The following is a 15,318-nucleotide window of genomic DNA, read 5'->3' on the forward strand; positions in this document are numbered from 1 at the left end:
GGGCGGGAAATCAGATTTCCATCTGCTTGGCGATGATGTTCTTCATGATTTCGGTGGTGCCGCCGCCGATCGTTCCCACCCGGCAGTCGCGGTAGTACATCTGCATCTCGTGGTCCATCATCCAGGCGGTGCCGCCCAGGATCTGCATGCCGATGTCGGCGCAGCGGATGTTGCTTTCGGTGCAGTAGACCTTGGCGGCCGAGGCCTGCAGGGCAGGCGCGAGGCCAGCGTCCAGCATGTCGGCCGTGCGGTGGACGGCGGCCACGCCGGTCTCGTACATCACCTGCATTTCCGCGAACTTGTGCGCGATGGCCTGGTGTTCGGTCAGCGGCTTGCCGAACTGCGTGCGCTGCAGTGCGAAGTCGCGCGCGTAGTCGATGATGCGGCGGATGTTGCCGATGGCCGAGGCAGACAGGCACAGCCGCTCCAGGTTGAGGCCGCGCATGAGTGCCTTCCATCCCTGGTTGAGTTCGCCCAGGTGGCGGCTGGCTGGCACGCGCACTTCGTCGAAGAAGACCTCGTTGGTATGGATCATCTTGCGGCCGATGCCCTTGAGCGGCCGGATGGCCAGTCCTGGGCTTTTGGCATCCACAAGGAAGAGCGTGATCCCCCGATGGCCTGCCTGCGGATCGGTCTTGGTCGCGACGATCAGATGGTCGGCCACATGCGCGCAGGTGATGTAGATCTTTTGCCCCGAGATGACGAAGTCGTCGCCATCCGCCACAGCCCTGGTGCGGATGGCGGCGACATCGCTGCCGGTATCGGGCTCCGTGATGCACAGCGCCAGCCGGGTGCTGCCGTCGACGACGCCCGGCATCATCTCGTCGCGCAAGGGTGGCGGGGCATTCAGGCAGACCTGCATCCCGCCGTAGATCACCGTGGTCAGCCATGCGCTGGCCATCTGGGCATTGTGGTAGGCCACCGTCTCCACGAAGACGGCGAGATCCTTGTAGGAGCCGTCCGAGCCGCCGCACTCGGCGGGATACGGCAGGCCCATCCATCCGGCCTTGGCCAGCGCCGCGTAGGCCTCGTGGGGAAACTCGGCAGCCTCGTCAAGCCGGCGGATCTTCTCCCAGGGCAGCACGGCCTGGAGCAGCGGCGGCACGCTCTGCGCGATCATGCGCTGCTCGTCGGTATAGCCGAAGGTGTGGTCGATGGCCATCGGCTGCTCCTTCACTGCACGCGGCGGCGATACAGCAGCTTGGCCTGCATCTCCTGCACGGTTTCGTTGCGCTGGTTGACGATGGTGCGCTTGAGCGTGACCACGCCGCGGTCGGGCTTGGAGGACTCCTTCTTCTCCAGGATCCTGGTGATCATGCGGATGGTGTCGCCATGCACCACCGGCGCGATCATGCGCCAGCCGTCGATCTGCAGCAGGGCCAGCAGCGTGCCGTCGTTGACGCCGCTCGCGTACTGCAGGCCGGCCGACATCGCGTAGACCAGCGGGCCGTGGGCGATGGGTTCGCCCGAGGCGGTGTTCTTCTTGCAGTATTCGAAGTTGGTGTGCACCTCGTTGAAATCGCCGGTCAGGCAGGCGAAGTTGACGATGTCGGTGCTGGTGATGGTCCGGCAGGGCGTGCTGCACTCATCGCCGATCTGGAAATCGTCGAAGTACTTGCCGCGCACGGGCACGGGAGGGATGGCAGTCGTGGTCATGGTTGCTCCTTGCTGGGTTGCTGGTGAAGTCAAAGGCCGAGTTCGCGCGCGATCAGCTGCCGCTGGATCTGCGACGTGCCACCGCCGATCGTGGCGTTGCGGCCGTCGCGCCAGTGGCGCTGCACGCTGTAGTCCGTCGTGTAGCCGTGGCCGCCGAGGATCTGCATGCCAGTGGCCGTCACGCGCTGCAGCATTTCGGAAACGAACAGCTTGGCCATCGACGCTTCCTTGCGGCAGGGCAGGCCCTGGTCGTAGCGCCAGGCGGCCACGGCCGTCATCCAGCGCCCGGCCTCCAGTTCCGTGGCCATGTCGGCCAGGCTGTGGGCGATGGCCTGGAACTGGCTGATGGGCCGCCCGAACTGGCGGCGCTCCTGTGCATAGGCCATGGCCTCTTCCAGCGCACTGCCCGCGCTGCCCAGGTAGTTGGCGGCCAGCGTGATGCGCTCGCGCTCCAGATGGCGGCCGACGTAGGTCCAGCCCTGGCCTTCCTCGCCGATGAGGTAGCGCCCGGGAATGCGCACGTCGTCGAAGAACACTTCGGTCAGCCCCAGGATGCGCCGGCCGACGACGTCCAAGCGCTTGATGGTGATGCCTGGCAGATCGTTGGGCACGAGGAACAGCGAGATGCCCTGGTGGCGGTCGCCCTGCGCGTCGGTGCGCGCGGCGACGATCATCATGTTGTCGGGCGCATGCGCGCCGCTGGAGAACAGCTTCTGGCCGCGCAGCAGCCAGTCGCCTCCCTCGCGCCGTGCCGACGTGGTGAGCGATGCGGCATCCGAGCCGGAACCCGGCTCGGTGAGGCTGAACGAGAGCTTGGCCTGGCCCTGGATCACGCGGGGCAGGACCTCCCGGCACAGGTCTTCGGCCGCGAAGTCCGCGAGGATCATTGAGCCCCAGGCCTGCAGCGCGACGCGGGTCGCGAAATCGACGCTGGGCCGTGCGATCTCCTCGTACAGGATGGCACAGTCCGACATCGGGCTGCCCATGCCGCCGTAGGCGCTGGGCACCACCATCGCGATGTAGCCGGCCTCGACCATCGCCTGGTAGACGTCTTCGGGGAAGACGCCGTCGCGGTCCCACTCGCGCACCTTGTGGGCGGGGCACTGCGCCTGCACCAGCTTGCGGATGGCTTCGCGCATCATGTTCTGTTCTTCGGAGGGTTCGAAGTTCTGCATGTTTCTTCCGGTTCGTGAGAGGTGGATCAGCCCTGGCGGCCCAGCGTGGCGCGCAGCGCCGCGATGGCGCGCTGGTGCCCTGCGGTGGCGGTCGCCAGCGCGAAGGCTTCCGACTCGTGCGCCAGCACCGGCTCGAGCCCTGCGGCCCAGTGCTGGGCGCACAGCGCCTTGGTCAGCATCAGCGCCTCCCATGGCAGCTTCAGCAGGTCGCGTGCGAGCGCCGTGCTGTCCTCGAGCAGGGAGTGCGGCGGCACCACGCGCCGCGTCAGGCCCATGCGCTGCGCCTCCTGCGCGCGCAGGCTGCCTCCCGTGAGCAGCAGGTCGAGTGCGGCTGCGGGGCCGGCCTTGGCCTGCAGCAGCGCGGAGGCGCCGCCGTCTGGCACGACCCCCAGGCGCACGAAGGGAAAGACCAGCTTCGCGTCCTCGGCCATCACGAGGATGTCGGCCGCGAGCGCCAGCGACGCGCCGCCGCCAATGGCGCGCCCTTGCACGGCGGCAATGACGGGCTTGTTCATGCGCACGATGGACAGGTGGTGCGCCTGCGCGAGCCGGATGCGCTCGCGCCATGCGAGCGGCGCGTCCGGTGCGTCCGCCAGATCGGCGCCCGTGCAGAAGTCGCTCCCCTCGCCGTGTATCAGCACCACCTTCACCGCGTCGTCCCGGGCTGCCTGCGCGAGGCAGTCGCCCATGGCGGCACGCATCGCCGGCGAGAGGGCGTTGAGCTTGCCCGGCCTCGACAGCGTGATCACGCCGAGACCGTCCGTGGTCTGCAGGCGCACGTTTCCGTCTGAACCCATTCGCATGTCTCCTTTGTGCCCCTGCAAAAGCAAGCGGCGTGCCGCGGCATGCGCGCTGCCTATCTGCCTGGCTCTGCACAGGAAAACGGTGCGGCGGGATACACGGCGTTGAGTGGCGCGAAGACAGTCGGATGTCTGCCACGCGCACAGATTGCGCGTGCGGGTCCCTCCCATGCGATGGTCCGCATGCGGCGCCCACTGGCATATGTCTTGCGAACCGATGGCCATCCACATCCATCAGTACATGCACGCCATGAGCACCAACGCATCGCCGCTGAGCGGCATCCGCGTCATCGACATGACATCACTGGGCATGGGGCCGCTGGCCGGGCAGATCCTCGGCGACCACGGCGCCGACGTGATCAAGGTCGAGTCGCCCGAGGGGGACATCTTCCGGCACGTGCTGCCGCAGAAATCGCCCGGCATGAGCCACGCCTTCATCCAGTTCAACCGCAACAAGCGCAGCCTGGCGCTGAACCTGAAGACGCCCGAGGGCATGGAGGCGATGCTGCGGCTGGTGCGCACGGCCGACGTGCTGCTGTCCAACATGCGGCCCGCCGCCATGGCGCGGCTGGGGCTGACGGCCGACGCGCTGCTCGCGGCCAAGCCCGATCTCATCTACTGCGCGTGCTACGGCTATTCGGAGCGCGGCCCCTACGCGGGCCGGCCCGCAGCGGACGACACCATCCAGGCCATGTCCGGCCTGGCCGGCCTGCAGCGCATGGCCACGGGCGCATTGCAGTTCGTGCCGTCGGTGGTCGCGGACAAGGCCGTCGGCCAGGCCGTGGCCAACGCCGTGCTGGCCGCGCTCATCCACCGCCTGAAGACGGGCGAGGGCCAGTCGGTCGAGGTGCCCATGTTCGAGACCATGGTCTCCTTCGTGATGCCCGAGCACATGTCGGGCCGCACCTTCGAGCCGCCGCTGGGCGAGGCCGGCTACGCGCGCATCATCACCGCGCAGCGGCGCCCCTACCGCACGCAGGACGGCTACCTCTGCGTGATGCCCTACACCACCGCGCAGTGGCTGCGATTCCTGCGGCTCATCGGCCGCGGCGACCTCGCCGACGATCCGGAGATCGCCGACATGGGCGGGCGCAGCCGGCGCTTCGACGAGCTGTATGCGGTGATCGCGCAGGCGATGCCCGCGCGCCGCACGGACGAGTGGATCGCCGACCTCGCCCGGCACGACATCCTGTTCGGCAAGGTCAATTCGCCCGACGACCTGCTGCAGGACCCGCACCTGCAGGCGGTGGGCATGTTCCCGCAGGTGGACCACCCGAGCGAAGGGCGGTTGCGCATGCTCGGCTTTCCGGTCAGCTATTCGCGCACACCCAGCCGGCTGCGCCACCTGCCGCCGCAGATCGGGCAACATACGCACGAGCTGCTGCAGGAGCTGGGCTACGGCGAAGACGAGATCGGCGCCATGCTGACCGGCGAGGCGGCAGCCATTCCCATGGAGAAGCGATGAACACAGCGATCATTGGCGCCGGCAGCATCGGCGTGGCATTCGCGGTGGCCTTCAGCCGCGCAGGCGGCCAGGTCAGCATGTACGACCCGGACGCATCGCGGCGCCAGGCCGCCCTGGCCGAGGTGCGGCAGTGCCTTGCGGACCTGCAGTCGTTCCAGCTGCTGGACGAAGACCCTTCGGCGGTCGCGGCGCGCGTGCAGGCCACGGACTCGCTCGAGGACGCGGTGCGCGAGGCCGACCTGGTGCAGGAATGCGCGCCCGAGAAGGCCGACCTCAAGCGTGACCTGTTCGCGCGCGTGGCTGCTGCGGCGCCGGCGCATGCGGTGCTGGCGAGCGCGAGTTCCGCGCTGCCCGTATCGCAGTACGCGCCCGAGGGCGAGGCGCGCGAGCGCTGCCTGGTGGCGCACCCCGGCAACCCGCCCTACCTGATCCCCGTGATCGAGCTCGTGCCGGCGCCGTTCACCAGCGCGCGGACCATCGAGCGCGCCGAAGCCCTCTACCGCTCCTTCGGCCTCTCGCCCGTGAAGGTGCGCAAGGAAGTGGAAGGCTTCATCTTCAACCGCCTGCAGGGCGCGGTGCTGCGCGAGGCCTATTGCCTGGTGCGCGATGGCGTGGCCGACGTGGAGGACATCGACACGGTGATGCGCGACGGCCTGGGCCTGCGCTGGAGCTTCATGGGGCCGTTCGAGACGGTCGACCTCAACACGCGCGGCGGCATCCTGTCCCACGCCGACAAGATGGGCCCCGCCTATGCGCGCATGGGCGCGGAGCGCGGGCAGAACGACCCTGGTTCCCCGAGCTGGTCGCCCGGGTGAATGCCCAGCGCCGCGCCCTGGTGCCGCTGGAGCGCTGGGCCGACCGCGTGCGCTGGCGCGACCGGATGCTGATGCAGCTGCAGCGGCTGCGCAGGAAGAAAGACTCCGCTCAATGAAAAAGAGGCCCCGGGGGCCTCTTCTTTTTCAGTCCGCGCGGATGTTCGCCTTGTGGACCACGGCGCGCCAGCGCTCGGTCTCCGACGCGATCATCTTGCCAAGCTCCTCGGGCGAGCTGCCCACCGCATCCAGTCCGCGCGAAGTCATCTGCTCGCGGAACTCCGGCTCGCGGGCCATCTCGGTGAACTCCTTGTTCAGGCGCTCGAGGATGGGTTTGGGCGTCTGGGCCGGCGCCAGCACGCCATACCAGCCGACGACCTCGAAACCCGGAACGCCGGTTTCGGACACCGTGGGCACGTTGGGCAGCAGCTTGCTGCGCTCCTTGGTGGCGATGGCGAGCGCGCGCAGCTTGCCTGACTGCACCAGCGGCAGCGTGCCGCCCAGCGTGGCGAACATGCCCGAGAGGCGCCCGCCCATCAGCTCGGTGAACGCCTGCGATTCGCCGCGGTAGGGGATATGCGTGATGTCGATGCCGACCTGCTCCTTGAACAGCTCCGTCATGAGGTGGGCCGTGGACGCGTTGCCGGCGGAGCCGTAGTTCAGCGTGCCCGGCCTGGCCTTGGCCATGGCGATGAGTTCGGCGATCGAGGCGGGCGGCGCATCGGGCTTGGACACGAAGACCATCGGGAACGTCGCGATCATCGTGACCGGCGCGAAGTCGCGCACCGTGTCGTAGGGCAGGTTTTTGTACAGGCTCGCATTGACGCTCGCCAGCCCCTGGCCCACGAGCACGATGGTGTAGCCGTCGGGCGCCGCCTTGGCCGCTGCCTCCACGCCGATCACGCCGCCCGCACCGGCGCGGTTGTCCACCACCACGGGCTGGCCCAGGCGCTCCGACAGGCGCTTGGAGAGCATCCGCGCAAGCACGTCGGTGAGGCCCCCCGCCGCGTAGGGACTGATGAGGCGGATGGGGCGGCTGGGGTAGTCGCTGGCGGCAGCGGCGCTGGTGCTCGCTACGGCCAGGGCCAGCGAGGACAGCAGCGCCGCGGTGAGTTTCTGAATCGTTTTCACGGTCGGTCTCCTGTGTGTTTCGAGGGGGCGCGGTGCGGTGGTCACTGGCCCGCCTCGGCGGCGCGGGCCGCGGCCGCGGCGAAGTCGGGGCTGCGCTTTTCCAGCGCCGCATGGAAGCCCTCGCCGAACTCGGCGCTCGACATGGCGAGCGCCTGCCCCAGCCCCTCGTAGGTGAACATCTGCTCCAGCGAATGCTCGAAGCTGCGCGCCATCAGCATCTTGGCCAGGCCCATGACCTCGGCCGGCCCGCTCGCCAGGCGCTGCGCCTCTTCCAGCCCCGCGGCGCGCAGCTGGCCGTCGGGCACGACTTTGCGCACGAGGCCCAGCTCCAGCGCCTCCTGCGCGTTCAGGGTGTCGCCGCCGAAGAGGAAGTTCTTCGCGCGCGCCATGCCGATGAGGCGCGGTAGCTGGTACATCACCCCGATGTCGGGCACCGCGCCCAGGCGGAAGAAGCCTGCGACGAACTGGGTGCTCTCCCCCGCGATGAGCATGTCGCCCGTGAGCGCCAGGCCCATGCCGCCACCCACCGCGTAGCCGTGCACGCCCACCACCACGGGCTTTTCCAGCATGGTCAGCGGCGTGAGCCAGCGGCTGTACTGGCGGAAGCGCCGGTGCACCGGCCAGGGGGTGCTGGCCTGCTGCAGCATCTTGAAATCGCCGCCCGAGCAGAACGACGAGCCCGCGCCCGACAGGAACACGCTGCGCACGCTGCGGTCGCGCTCGGCCAGCGCGATGGCCGCGCCCAGCTGTTCGCGCAGCTCCAGGGTCAGCGAGTTGCGGGTGTCGGGGCTGTTGAGGGTGACGGCCAGCACCGCTCCGTGCCGCTCCGTGCTGACGAGTTCTGTAGCCATTCAATGTCTCCTTGTGCCTCACGCCGTCCGGATGCGGCGTGCAAACCCCTTCTTGCAAGGAGCAGGCCAGAGGAAAGAGCGTTGATTTTCAAGGCATTTTCCCGCGCTGGTGTCCTCGGAGCCGCTGCACTGCGGGCAATCTGTCTGCGCCGCGGACATGACAGGCCCGAAATATGGGACCAAATCGGCCTCCAGCGCTTGTGCAGCAAGCGCGAGCAGCTATCAATTCAGGAATCACACCGCCGGCGCGACGGCCAGCGCGTGCTGGCGCAGCAGGCGCTCCACGGCCGGGCGCGCACAGCGCTGCAACTGCATGAGCAACGCATGGCCGGGCCAGCCCAGGCCGAAGCGCTGGCCCAGGTCGTGCTGCAGGCGCACGAGCAGGGCGGCGGCCATCTCGGCGTCGGCCAGTGCGCGGTGGGCGCGGCCCGCGCGCGGCAGGCCCAGGTGGTCGATCAGGTTACCCAGCTTGTGGCTGGGCGCATCGGGGTAGACGCGGCGCGAGAGCAGCACGGTGCAGGCGAAGGGATGGGCGGCGTGAGGCTGGGTGGCTTCCAGCCCCGCGTGGCGCAGCTCGGACTGCCAGAACTTGCTGTCGAACGCGGCGTTGTGCGCCACCATGGGGGCATTGCCCACGAAGCGCGCGGCCTCGCGCATCACTTCGTCGGCGGGCGGGGCGGCGGCCACCATGGCGTTGGTGATGCCGGTGAGCTGGGTGATGAAGGGCGGTATCCACGCGCCCGTCTTCATGAGGCTGGAGAAGCGGTCCACCACGCGCTCGCCCTCGATCAGCACGATGGCCACTTCGGTGGCGCGCGACCCCTGGGCTGGGGCCATGCCGGTGGTTTCGAAGTCGATGACGGCGATGGGAGGCATGGAGGCAGGAAAGAGTGGCAAGCGGGGATTGTCTCCCCACGCCACCGCCTGCCTGCGCTGCCGGTTATCCGGCGCCCCGGCTTCCGCCTCCGCTGCTGCTGCCGGCAGCCCCTTGCCGGGACTGCATCTGGTTGCCGCTGCCCACGTGCGCATCGCGGTCGCCGCGGCTTTCGGGCGTGCGGCGGCCCTGGTGGAGCTGGGTGGCAGGCTTGTCGCCCGCGCTGTTGTGGGCCTGGGCGACCTTGCCCGAGCCCTGGGCGCTGGCGTCGTTCTGGCTGTCGTCCCTGTCGCTGTGCTGGTCCTTGCGGTTCATGGAAGCCTCCTGTGCGTTGGGTTGGGGAATGCCGCCGGTCACGGCAGCGTCAGTTCCTTGTGCTCGCCCAGCTGGCGCGGAGGCTCGCCGGTGACGGCGGCCTTGGCCATCTTGAACAACTGCACCATCTTGCTTTCCTTCACGTCCCAGTATTCGGCGTGGCGGATGCGCACGGCCAGCAGCGCCAGGTCGGGGTCGGTAGGACCGCCGGGAAACCAGGCCTTGGCCATGGAGGACCACAGGGCCTCCTTGCGTGCAGGCTGGTCCAGGAACCGTGCCTGGCCGGAGAGCGAGACATAGCTGTCGTCTTCCGGATCGGCATAGGACACGTTCACCTCGCCATCGGCCAGCAGGCGTTCATGCAGCTCGCTGGATTGGGAGATGAAGAAGTACAGATCCGCACCCTCGTCGATGCCGCGGTTCTGCGTGGTCAGCGGGTGCGCGTGCAGCATGCCGGAAGCCGTGCGGTGCACGAGCATGCCGAAGCGGATGTCCTTGATGAGTTTCCACAGGGTTTCGTGGGCGGGGGGTGGTCGGGCATGGGCGGTCTCTCCGAAGGAAGGGGTTGCCTTCACTCTAGGCAACCTGCCGCGTGCGCCGTGTCGGCCCGGGACCCATGGGAGCGTGGCGTTTGTCCCACAGCCCAGGCGGCCCTACAAGGCCGCGCGCCGCTCCAGCGTGAACGGCGGCAGGCCCTTGAGCAGCCGCTGGCCGTAGCCCGTGCGCACCAGGCGCTTGTCGTAGCAATAGACGCGCGCCCGGTCTTCCTCGGTGCGGATGGCGCGGCCCACCCATTGGGCGAGGCGGATGGCGGTGGCGGGCACGACGAGTTCGCTGAACGGGTCGCGCCCCGCGCCGCGCAGCCATTCGGCGCGGGCCTCGCCCACGGGGTCGTCGGGCGGGGCGAAGGGCAGCTTGGTGACGAAGAGCGACTCGCACAGCGCGCCCGGCAGGTCCAGTCCCTCGCCGAAGGACTGCATGCCGAAGATGATGGACGGCAACCCTTCGGCCACGCGCTCGCGGTGGCGCGCCAGCAGCTGCGGGCGGGGCAGGGTGCCCTGCACCAGCACGCTGGCGCGCATGGCGGTGGGCAGCAGGTCCACGGCCTGGCGCATCTGCTCGCGCGAGGTGAAGAGCACCAGCGCGCCGGCTTCCACCTGGGCCAGGTCGCACAGCAGCGCATCGACCATCTCGGCCGTGAAGGCCTGGGCGTCGCGCGGCTCGGCGCGGGTTTCGCTGGCCACCAGCGTGCCCTGCAGCGCGTAGTCGAACGGGCTGGGAACTGCCAGCGTGGCGACGGCCTCGTCGCCCCACAGGCCGCTTTCGCGCAGGAAGAAGTCGAACTGCCCGCAGCTCGTGAGCGTGGCCGAGGTGAGCACCGCGCCGCGCACGGCTGACCACAGGTGGTGGCGCAGCGCGCTGCCGGGCAGCACCGGGCTGGCGTGGGCGCGCAGGGCGATGAAGTCGCCGTCCGCCTCCAGCGTGAACCACTTGGCGGCGGGCGCCGCGCCTTCGGGCGTGTCCTGCAGCAGCAGCTGCGCGGCGGCGTGCAGGCCCTCCAGGCGCGGGGCCAGCGCGCCGATCTGCGCGTAGAGCTGGGACAGGCGGCGCGCCTCGTCGGGCTTGTCGCGCATCTCGCTGCGCAGCGCCTTGGAGATGGCGCGCAGCGCGGCCAGAAAGCCGTCGGCATGGTGGGCGGCCTGGGCGAAGGGCTCGGTCAGCGCCTCGGGCAGCACGCCGCCGGGCACGCGGGCGCGCGTGGGCGCGGCGGCGTTGAACGCGCGGCGCGCGGGCGCGCGCAGCTGCTCGCCGTACACGTCCATCACCAGCCGGGCCGCGTCCTGCAGCGCGGCGCGCAGGCGCGCGGCGTGGTTGGGGATGTCGGCGATCTCCTCCACCTCCACCAGCTGGCCGATGCGCAGCGCGCGGCTGGCCAGGCGGTCGATCCAGGTCAGGCGCGACAGGTCGGCCTCGCAGGCGAACTGGTCGAGCGCCGTGGCGGGCAGATGGTGGGCTTCGTCGATGACCAGCAGGCAGTTGTCCAGCTCGGGCAGCAGCCGCGCGCCGATGGACGACAGCAGCAGGTCGTGGTTGGCCACGATGACCTGCGCCGCCACCAGCTCCTTGCGGCGGTCGTAGTAGGTGCAGCGGCTGAACAGGGGACAGTGCTTGCCGGTGCAGGAGTTGGCCTCGGCCGCCACGGGGCCCCAGGCCTCGGGCTCGGGGGGCGTCGCCAGCGTGTCGCGGTCGCCGTCCCAGCCGCCGGTGGCTAGCGCGTCGGCCATGGTGGCGTAGAACTTCATGCGCGCCTCGGATTCGTGGCGCGGGCGCTGGCTGCGCCGCTCGGCCTCCTCGTCGGGGAACAGGTCGTCGTCCTCCACGCCGTCCTCGCCGGCCGCCGCGCCGCCGGCCAGGCGCTCCAGCTTGAGCTTGCACACGTAGCGCCCGCGCCCCTTGGCCAGTGCGAAGCGCAGGGGCTGCTCCATGCGTGCGGCGAGCTGCGGCAGGTCCTTGTGCACCAACTGCTCCTGCAGCGCCACCGTGGCGGTGGAGATCAGCACCCGCGTGCCGCGCGCCAGCGCCATGGCGATGGCCGGAGCGCTGTAGGCCAGCGACTTGCCCACGCCCGTGCCGGCCTGCACGACGGCGATGGCGCGCTGGGGCTCGTCGTCCTCATCTTGAAGCTTGCCGAACTGCGCCTGGGCGAAGGTCTGCGCCACCTGCTCGGCCATGCGCCGCTGGCCCTCGCGTGGGCGGAAGCCGGCGGTGGACTGCACCGCCGCCTCGAACGATTGCAGGGCCTGCGCGGCCCATTCTTGCGCGGACATGGAATTCAGGAACGGGGGGCAGAGCACTGTACTTTCATCCAGCCATGGTAACGGATCGCCGCGCCGCGCGTCCGATGGCGGCCGGCGGCTCCGGCCTACGCGGTGCCCGCGGGTGCCGGCCTAGCATGGGGCCATACCGTTGCACGAGGTACCGCCATGCCAGCACCTTCCCCGTCTTCCGAGCGCACGCGCCAGCGCGGCGTGGACCTTCGCCATCCCCCCGGGCAGCCCGCCCAGGCCGCCGAGCCCCCGGCCCCGCTGCTGCCCCATGAGCGCGACCAGTCGGTGGACATGACGGACGAGAAACGCGACCCGGTCGTGAAGCAGGCCTACGACGACCTGGAGCGCGGCCTGCAGGACACGGACCGCGGGCCTTCCGCGGGCGAGGCCTACCGCAAGCTCAAGCGCTGAGCTATCAAAGCGGTAGCTGATAGCGCTTACTGGGCAAGCGCTGGAGGCGTTTTTGGCTCTCACTCTTCCACCCGCAGGCGCCGCACCAGCGCACCCGTGTGCTGCTGCAGCCGCTCGGCCGCGCGCGCGGCCACGCCGTCGGGCGCCGGGGCGGTGAGCAGCGCGAGCGTGGGTGCGCCGCCCGGCGCCTGGGCGGGGCCCCAGGCGCGGCGCTGCACGGCGAGCCCCTCGTGCGCGAGCGCGCGCAGCACCTGGGCCTCGCAGAGCGCCGTGCCCGGCAGTAGGCGCAGGAAGTGCTGTGTGCGCACCTGCGCCAGGGGCAGCACCCGGGGTGGCGTGGCGGCGCGGGGGCCCAGTGCGGGCAGGCAGGCCATGCCCTCGGGCCGCCGCGCCAGATCCACCAGGTCGGCCACCACGGCGCTGGCCGTGGGCTGCGCACCCGCGCCTGCGCCGCTGAAGAAGAGGGGGCCGGTGGCATCGCCGTGCACCAGCAGGCCGTTCGACACGCCGTGCACCTGGGCCAGCGGGTGGCCGACCGGCAGCAGGGCAGGGTGCACGCGCAGCTCCACGGCGGCGCCGTCCTCGGTGGGCCCGCGGCGTGCCAGCGCCAGCAGCTTCACGGCATAGCCCCACTGCGCGGCGGCGGCCACGTCGCCGTGCTGCAGCGCGCGGATGCCCTCCACGTGCACCGCACCGGGCTGCACGGGCAGGCCGAAGGCGTTGGCGGCCAGCAGGGCGAGCTTGTGGGCGGCGTCCACGCCGTCCACGTCGAAGGCCGGATCGGCCTCGGCATAGCCCAGGGCCTGGGCCTCGGTCAGCGCGGCGGCGAAGCCCAGGCCGTCGGCCTGCATGCGCGTGAGGATGTAGTTGCTGGTGCCGTTCAGGATGCCGGCCAGCGCCTCGACCCGGTTGGCGGCCAGGCCCTCGCGCAGCGCCTTCACGACGGGCAGGCCGCCCGCCACCGCCGCCTCGTAGGCCAGCACGCGGCCGTGGCGCGCGGCGGCGGCGGCCAGCGCCTCGCCGTGCTCGGCCAGCAGGGCCTTGTTGGCGGTCACCACATGCTTGCCGTGGGCCAGTGCGGCCAGCGCCCAGGCGCGCGGGGCCTCGATGCCGCCCGCCAGCTCCAGCAGCACGTCCACGCCGGGGTCGGCGGCGAGCTGCAGCGGGTCGGCCAGCAGGCGCACGCCGGGCGCTTCGCCCAGCAGCACGGCGGCGCGGGCCGGGCTGCGCGCGGCCACGGCCACGATCTCGATGCCGCGCCCCGCGCGCGCGGCGATCAGCGTCTGGTTGCGCCGCAGCAGCCGCCACACGCCGCCGCCCACGGTGCCGGTGCCGATGAGGCCCACGCGCAGGGCAGGGGGCTGGGCCGGGGCGTGCGCGCACGCGGCGGGTGAAAGGGCCGGCGAGGGTTCTACGAACATGGTTCACTCTCCAAACAAGGCGGTCAAGCCAATGAAAAAACCCAGCGGCCTGGGCTGGGTTTCGTTCGGAGGGAAGAGACACCAGGTGGCCGCCGGTACGGCCACCCCGCGTGCGCTAGGTAGCCGCGGTGGTCATGGTGGTAATCATGGATGCGCCTGGCAGCGGCCGCACGCAGGCCGGTGCGCGGCCCGGGCGGGCGGCGGTGGCGGTGCGGCAGGGGGACAGGCGCGACATGGGCTGCAGTGTAGCGCAGGCTAGGTCGCTCCTGTTTTCATAGCTTTCTGCGCTTGATAGTAAAGCGCTGCAGGCCTTCCGGTCCAGGCTTACCGAATGGTAATGAAAGCGTCACCCGCAGGCGGGGCGCGCGTTCCTAGGATGCGCGCGTCGAATGTCGAAAGGGAACGCGATGAACGCGCGCAAGCTGCAACCCCGGGCTGCCGGGCGATGGATGGGTGTCGTGGCGGCCGTGGCCGCGGCGGTGGTGGCGGCGGGGTGCGGGCTGTCCGGCGCGAACGAGGCCGTGGCCCCCCGGCCAGCGCGCCGCCGGCCGACGGCCTGGTGCGGCTGCAGGGTGCGTCGCTGAAGATGCTGGACATCCAGCCCGTGGCGGATCCCCAGGGCGCGCAGACGGCCTGGGCGCCGGCGCGCGTGGCGTTCATGGAGGACCGCATGGCGGCCGTGTCCGTGCCCGTGGCGGCGCGCGTGCAGACCGTGCAGGCCCACGTGGGCGACGAGGTGAAGGCCGGCGACGTGCTGGCCGTGCTGGTCAGCGCCGACGCGCTGCGCGTGCGCCACGAGGTGGCCGCCGCCCGCTCGGCGCGCGACGTGGCGGCCGCGGAGGCGCAGCGCCAGCAGACCATGGTGGACAAGGGCGTGGGCGTGGACGTGGAGCTGCGCGCCGCCCAGGCCAGGCTGCGCGAGGCCGCGCAGGAGCTGGCGCGCGCGCAGGGCGCGGCGCAGCTGTTGGGTGGCGGCGACGGCGACCGCGTGGTGGTGCGCGCGCCGCGCGCCGGCGTGGTGGCCGAGCGCAAGGCCGTTCCCGGCGCCGCGGTGGAGGCGGGCGCGGAGCTGTTCTCGGTGGGCGACCCGCAGGGCCTGGGCGTGGTGGCCGAGGTGTTCGAGTCCGCGCTGCCCGGCATCCGCAAGGGCAACCCCGTGCAGGTGGTGGTGCCGCAGCTGCCGCAGCCGCTCAAGGGCAAGGTGCAGTACCTGGGCGCGACGCTCGACAAGGAGTCGCGCCGCGCCACCGTGGTGGTGGCGCTGGACGCACAGCACCCCGCGTTGCGCCCCGGCATGCAGGCGCGCGTGGGCGTGCAGGTGTCCGGCCAGGGCGAGATGCTGATCCCCATCACGGCGGTGCTCATCAAGGACGAGAGCCGCAGCGTGGTCTTCGTGCAAAAGAGCGAAGGTGCGGGCGAAGGTGCGGGCGGTGCCGCGTTCGAGGCGCGCGCCGTCACGCTGGGCCGTCCCGTGCGCGGCATGGTGCCCGTGGTCTCCGGCCTGCAGCCGGGCGACCGGATCGTGGTGCGCGGCGGGCTGCTGCTCGATGGCGCCGCCAGCCAGCTTCTGTGAGCCGTT

The 15,318-nt window shown here is 70.8% G+C and carries 16 protein-coding genes; 5 read left to right on the plus strand and 11 right to left on the minus strand.

Annotated features, from left to right (window positions below):
• Window positions 1–10: 10 nt before the first annotated feature.
• From AAG689_RS22110 to AAG689_RS22125, 4 genes are read right to left on the minus strand one after another with little or no spacing between them, the layout of a single operon-like run.
• Window positions 11–1,162: an acyl-CoA dehydrogenase family protein gene (locus AAG689_RS22110; protein ID WP_406623793.1), complete on the minus strand. Its 1,152-nt coding sequence runs from the start codon at window positions 1,160–1,162 to the stop codon at window positions 11–13.
• An 11-nt stretch (window positions 1,163–1,173) separates the two neighbouring features.
• Entirely contained in the window at window positions 1,174–1,656 is a 483-nt protein-coding gene (locus AAG689_RS22115; protein WP_406623794.1) for a MaoC/PaaZ C-terminal domain-containing protein, read from the minus strand.
• A 29-nt stretch (window positions 1,657–1,685) separates the two neighbouring features.
• Complete coding sequence (locus AAG689_RS22120; protein WP_406623795.1) at window positions 1,686–2,831, minus strand: acyl-CoA dehydrogenase family protein; 1,146 nt, start codon at window positions 2,829–2,831, stop codon at window positions 1,686–1,688.
• Window positions 2,832–2,857: 26 nt separating this feature from the next.
• On the minus strand, window positions 2,858–3,628 hold the full coding sequence (locus AAG689_RS22125) for an enoyl-CoA hydratase/isomerase family protein (RefSeq protein WP_406623796.1): 771 nt from the start codon (window positions 3,626–3,628) through the stop codon (window positions 2,858–2,860).
• A gap of 253 nt (window positions 3,629–3,881) precedes the next feature.
• Here AAG689_RS22125 and AAG689_RS22130 point away from each other — a divergent pair, with 253 nt between their 5' ends.
• Window positions 3,882–5,096, plus strand: coding sequence for a CaiB/BaiF CoA transferase family protein (locus tag AAG689_RS22130; RefSeq protein WP_406623797.1), 1,215 nt, complete (start codon window positions 3,882–3,884; stop codon window positions 5,094–5,096).
• Entirely contained in the window at window positions 5,093–5,911 is an 819-nt protein-coding gene (locus AAG689_RS22135) for a 3-hydroxyacyl-CoA dehydrogenase (protein WP_406623798.1), read from the plus strand. Before AAG689_RS22130 ends, AAG689_RS22135 begins: the two co-directional genes overlap by 4 nt.
• 144 nt (window positions 5,912–6,055) lie before the next feature.
• Here AAG689_RS22135 and AAG689_RS22140 read toward each other — a convergent pair whose 3' ends face one another.
• The 6 genes from AAG689_RS22140 to dinG form a co-directional block, all read right to left on the minus strand.
• Entirely contained in the window at window positions 6,056–7,039 is a 984-nt protein-coding gene (locus tag AAG689_RS22140) for a tripartite tricarboxylate transporter substrate binding protein (protein ID WP_406623799.1), read from the minus strand.
• 41 nt (window positions 7,040–7,080) lie between these two features.
• Window positions 7,081–7,890: an enoyl-CoA hydratase/isomerase family protein gene (locus AAG689_RS22145; protein ID WP_406623800.1), complete on the minus strand. Its 810-nt coding sequence runs from the start codon at window positions 7,888–7,890 to the stop codon at window positions 7,081–7,083.
• A gap of 234 nt (window positions 7,891–8,124) precedes the next feature.
• Window positions 8,125–8,766, minus strand: a complete 642-nt coding sequence (locus tag AAG689_RS22150) for a PolC-type DNA polymerase III (RefSeq protein WP_406623801.1) — start codon at window positions 8,764–8,766, stop codon at window positions 8,125–8,127.
• Between the two features lie 64 nt (window positions 8,767–8,830).
• Complete coding sequence (locus AAG689_RS22155) at window positions 8,831–9,079, minus strand: hypothetical protein (RefSeq protein WP_034689991.1); 249 nt, start codon at window positions 9,077–9,079, stop codon at window positions 8,831–8,833.
• Between the two features lie 38 nt (window positions 9,080–9,117).
• Window positions 9,118–9,558: a pyridoxamine 5'-phosphate oxidase family protein gene (locus tag AAG689_RS22160; RefSeq protein ID WP_406626390.1), complete on the minus strand. Its 441-nt coding sequence runs from the start codon at window positions 9,556–9,558 to the stop codon at window positions 9,118–9,120.
• 174 nt (window positions 9,559–9,732) lie between these two features.
• Window positions 9,733–11,907, minus strand: coding sequence for an ATP-dependent DNA helicase DinG (gene dinG, locus AAG689_RS22165; protein ID WP_406623802.1), 2,175 nt, complete (start codon window positions 11,905–11,907; stop codon window positions 9,733–9,735).
• A gap of 156 nt (window positions 11,908–12,063) precedes the next feature.
• Between dinG and AAG689_RS22170 the strand changes: the two genes are divergently transcribed.
• The gene (locus tag AAG689_RS22170; protein ID WP_406623803.1) at window positions 12,064–12,318 is read left to right on the plus strand and encodes a hypothetical protein; all 255 of its coding nucleotides are present in this window, start codon (window positions 12,064–12,066) and stop codon (window positions 12,316–12,318) included.
• Between the two features lie 59 nt (window positions 12,319–12,377).
• On the opposite strand, the gene AAG689_RS22175 is transcribed toward AAG689_RS22170, so the two are convergent.
• A complete protein-coding gene (locus tag AAG689_RS22175) occupies window positions 12,378–13,739 on the minus strand; it encodes a homoserine dehydrogenase (RefSeq protein ID WP_406623804.1) in 1,362 nt (453 codons plus the stop codon).
• A gap of 389 nt (window positions 13,740–14,128) precedes the next feature.
• Between AAG689_RS22175 and AAG689_RS22180 the strand changes: the two genes are divergently transcribed.
• Together AAG689_RS22180 and AAG689_RS22185 are read left to right on the plus strand one after the other, a co-directional pair.
• Window positions 14,129–14,323: a hypothetical protein gene (locus tag AAG689_RS22180; protein ID WP_406623805.1), complete on the plus strand. Its 195-nt coding sequence runs from the start codon at window positions 14,129–14,131 to the stop codon at window positions 14,321–14,323.
• 2 nt (window positions 14,324–14,325) lie between these two features.
• The gene (locus AAG689_RS22185) at window positions 14,326–15,312 is read left to right on the plus strand and encodes an efflux RND transporter periplasmic adaptor subunit (RefSeq protein ID WP_406623806.1); all 987 of its coding nucleotides are present in this window, start codon (window positions 14,326–14,328) and stop codon (window positions 15,310–15,312) included.
• The last annotated feature ends 6 nt before the right edge of the window (window positions 15,313–15,318 follow it).

It is taken from the genome of Acidovorax sp. SDU_ACID1, assembly GCF_045291395.1.
In the GTDB taxonomy this organism is placed as follows: domain Bacteria; phylum Pseudomonadota; class Gammaproteobacteria; order Burkholderiales; family Burkholderiaceae_C; genus MR-S7.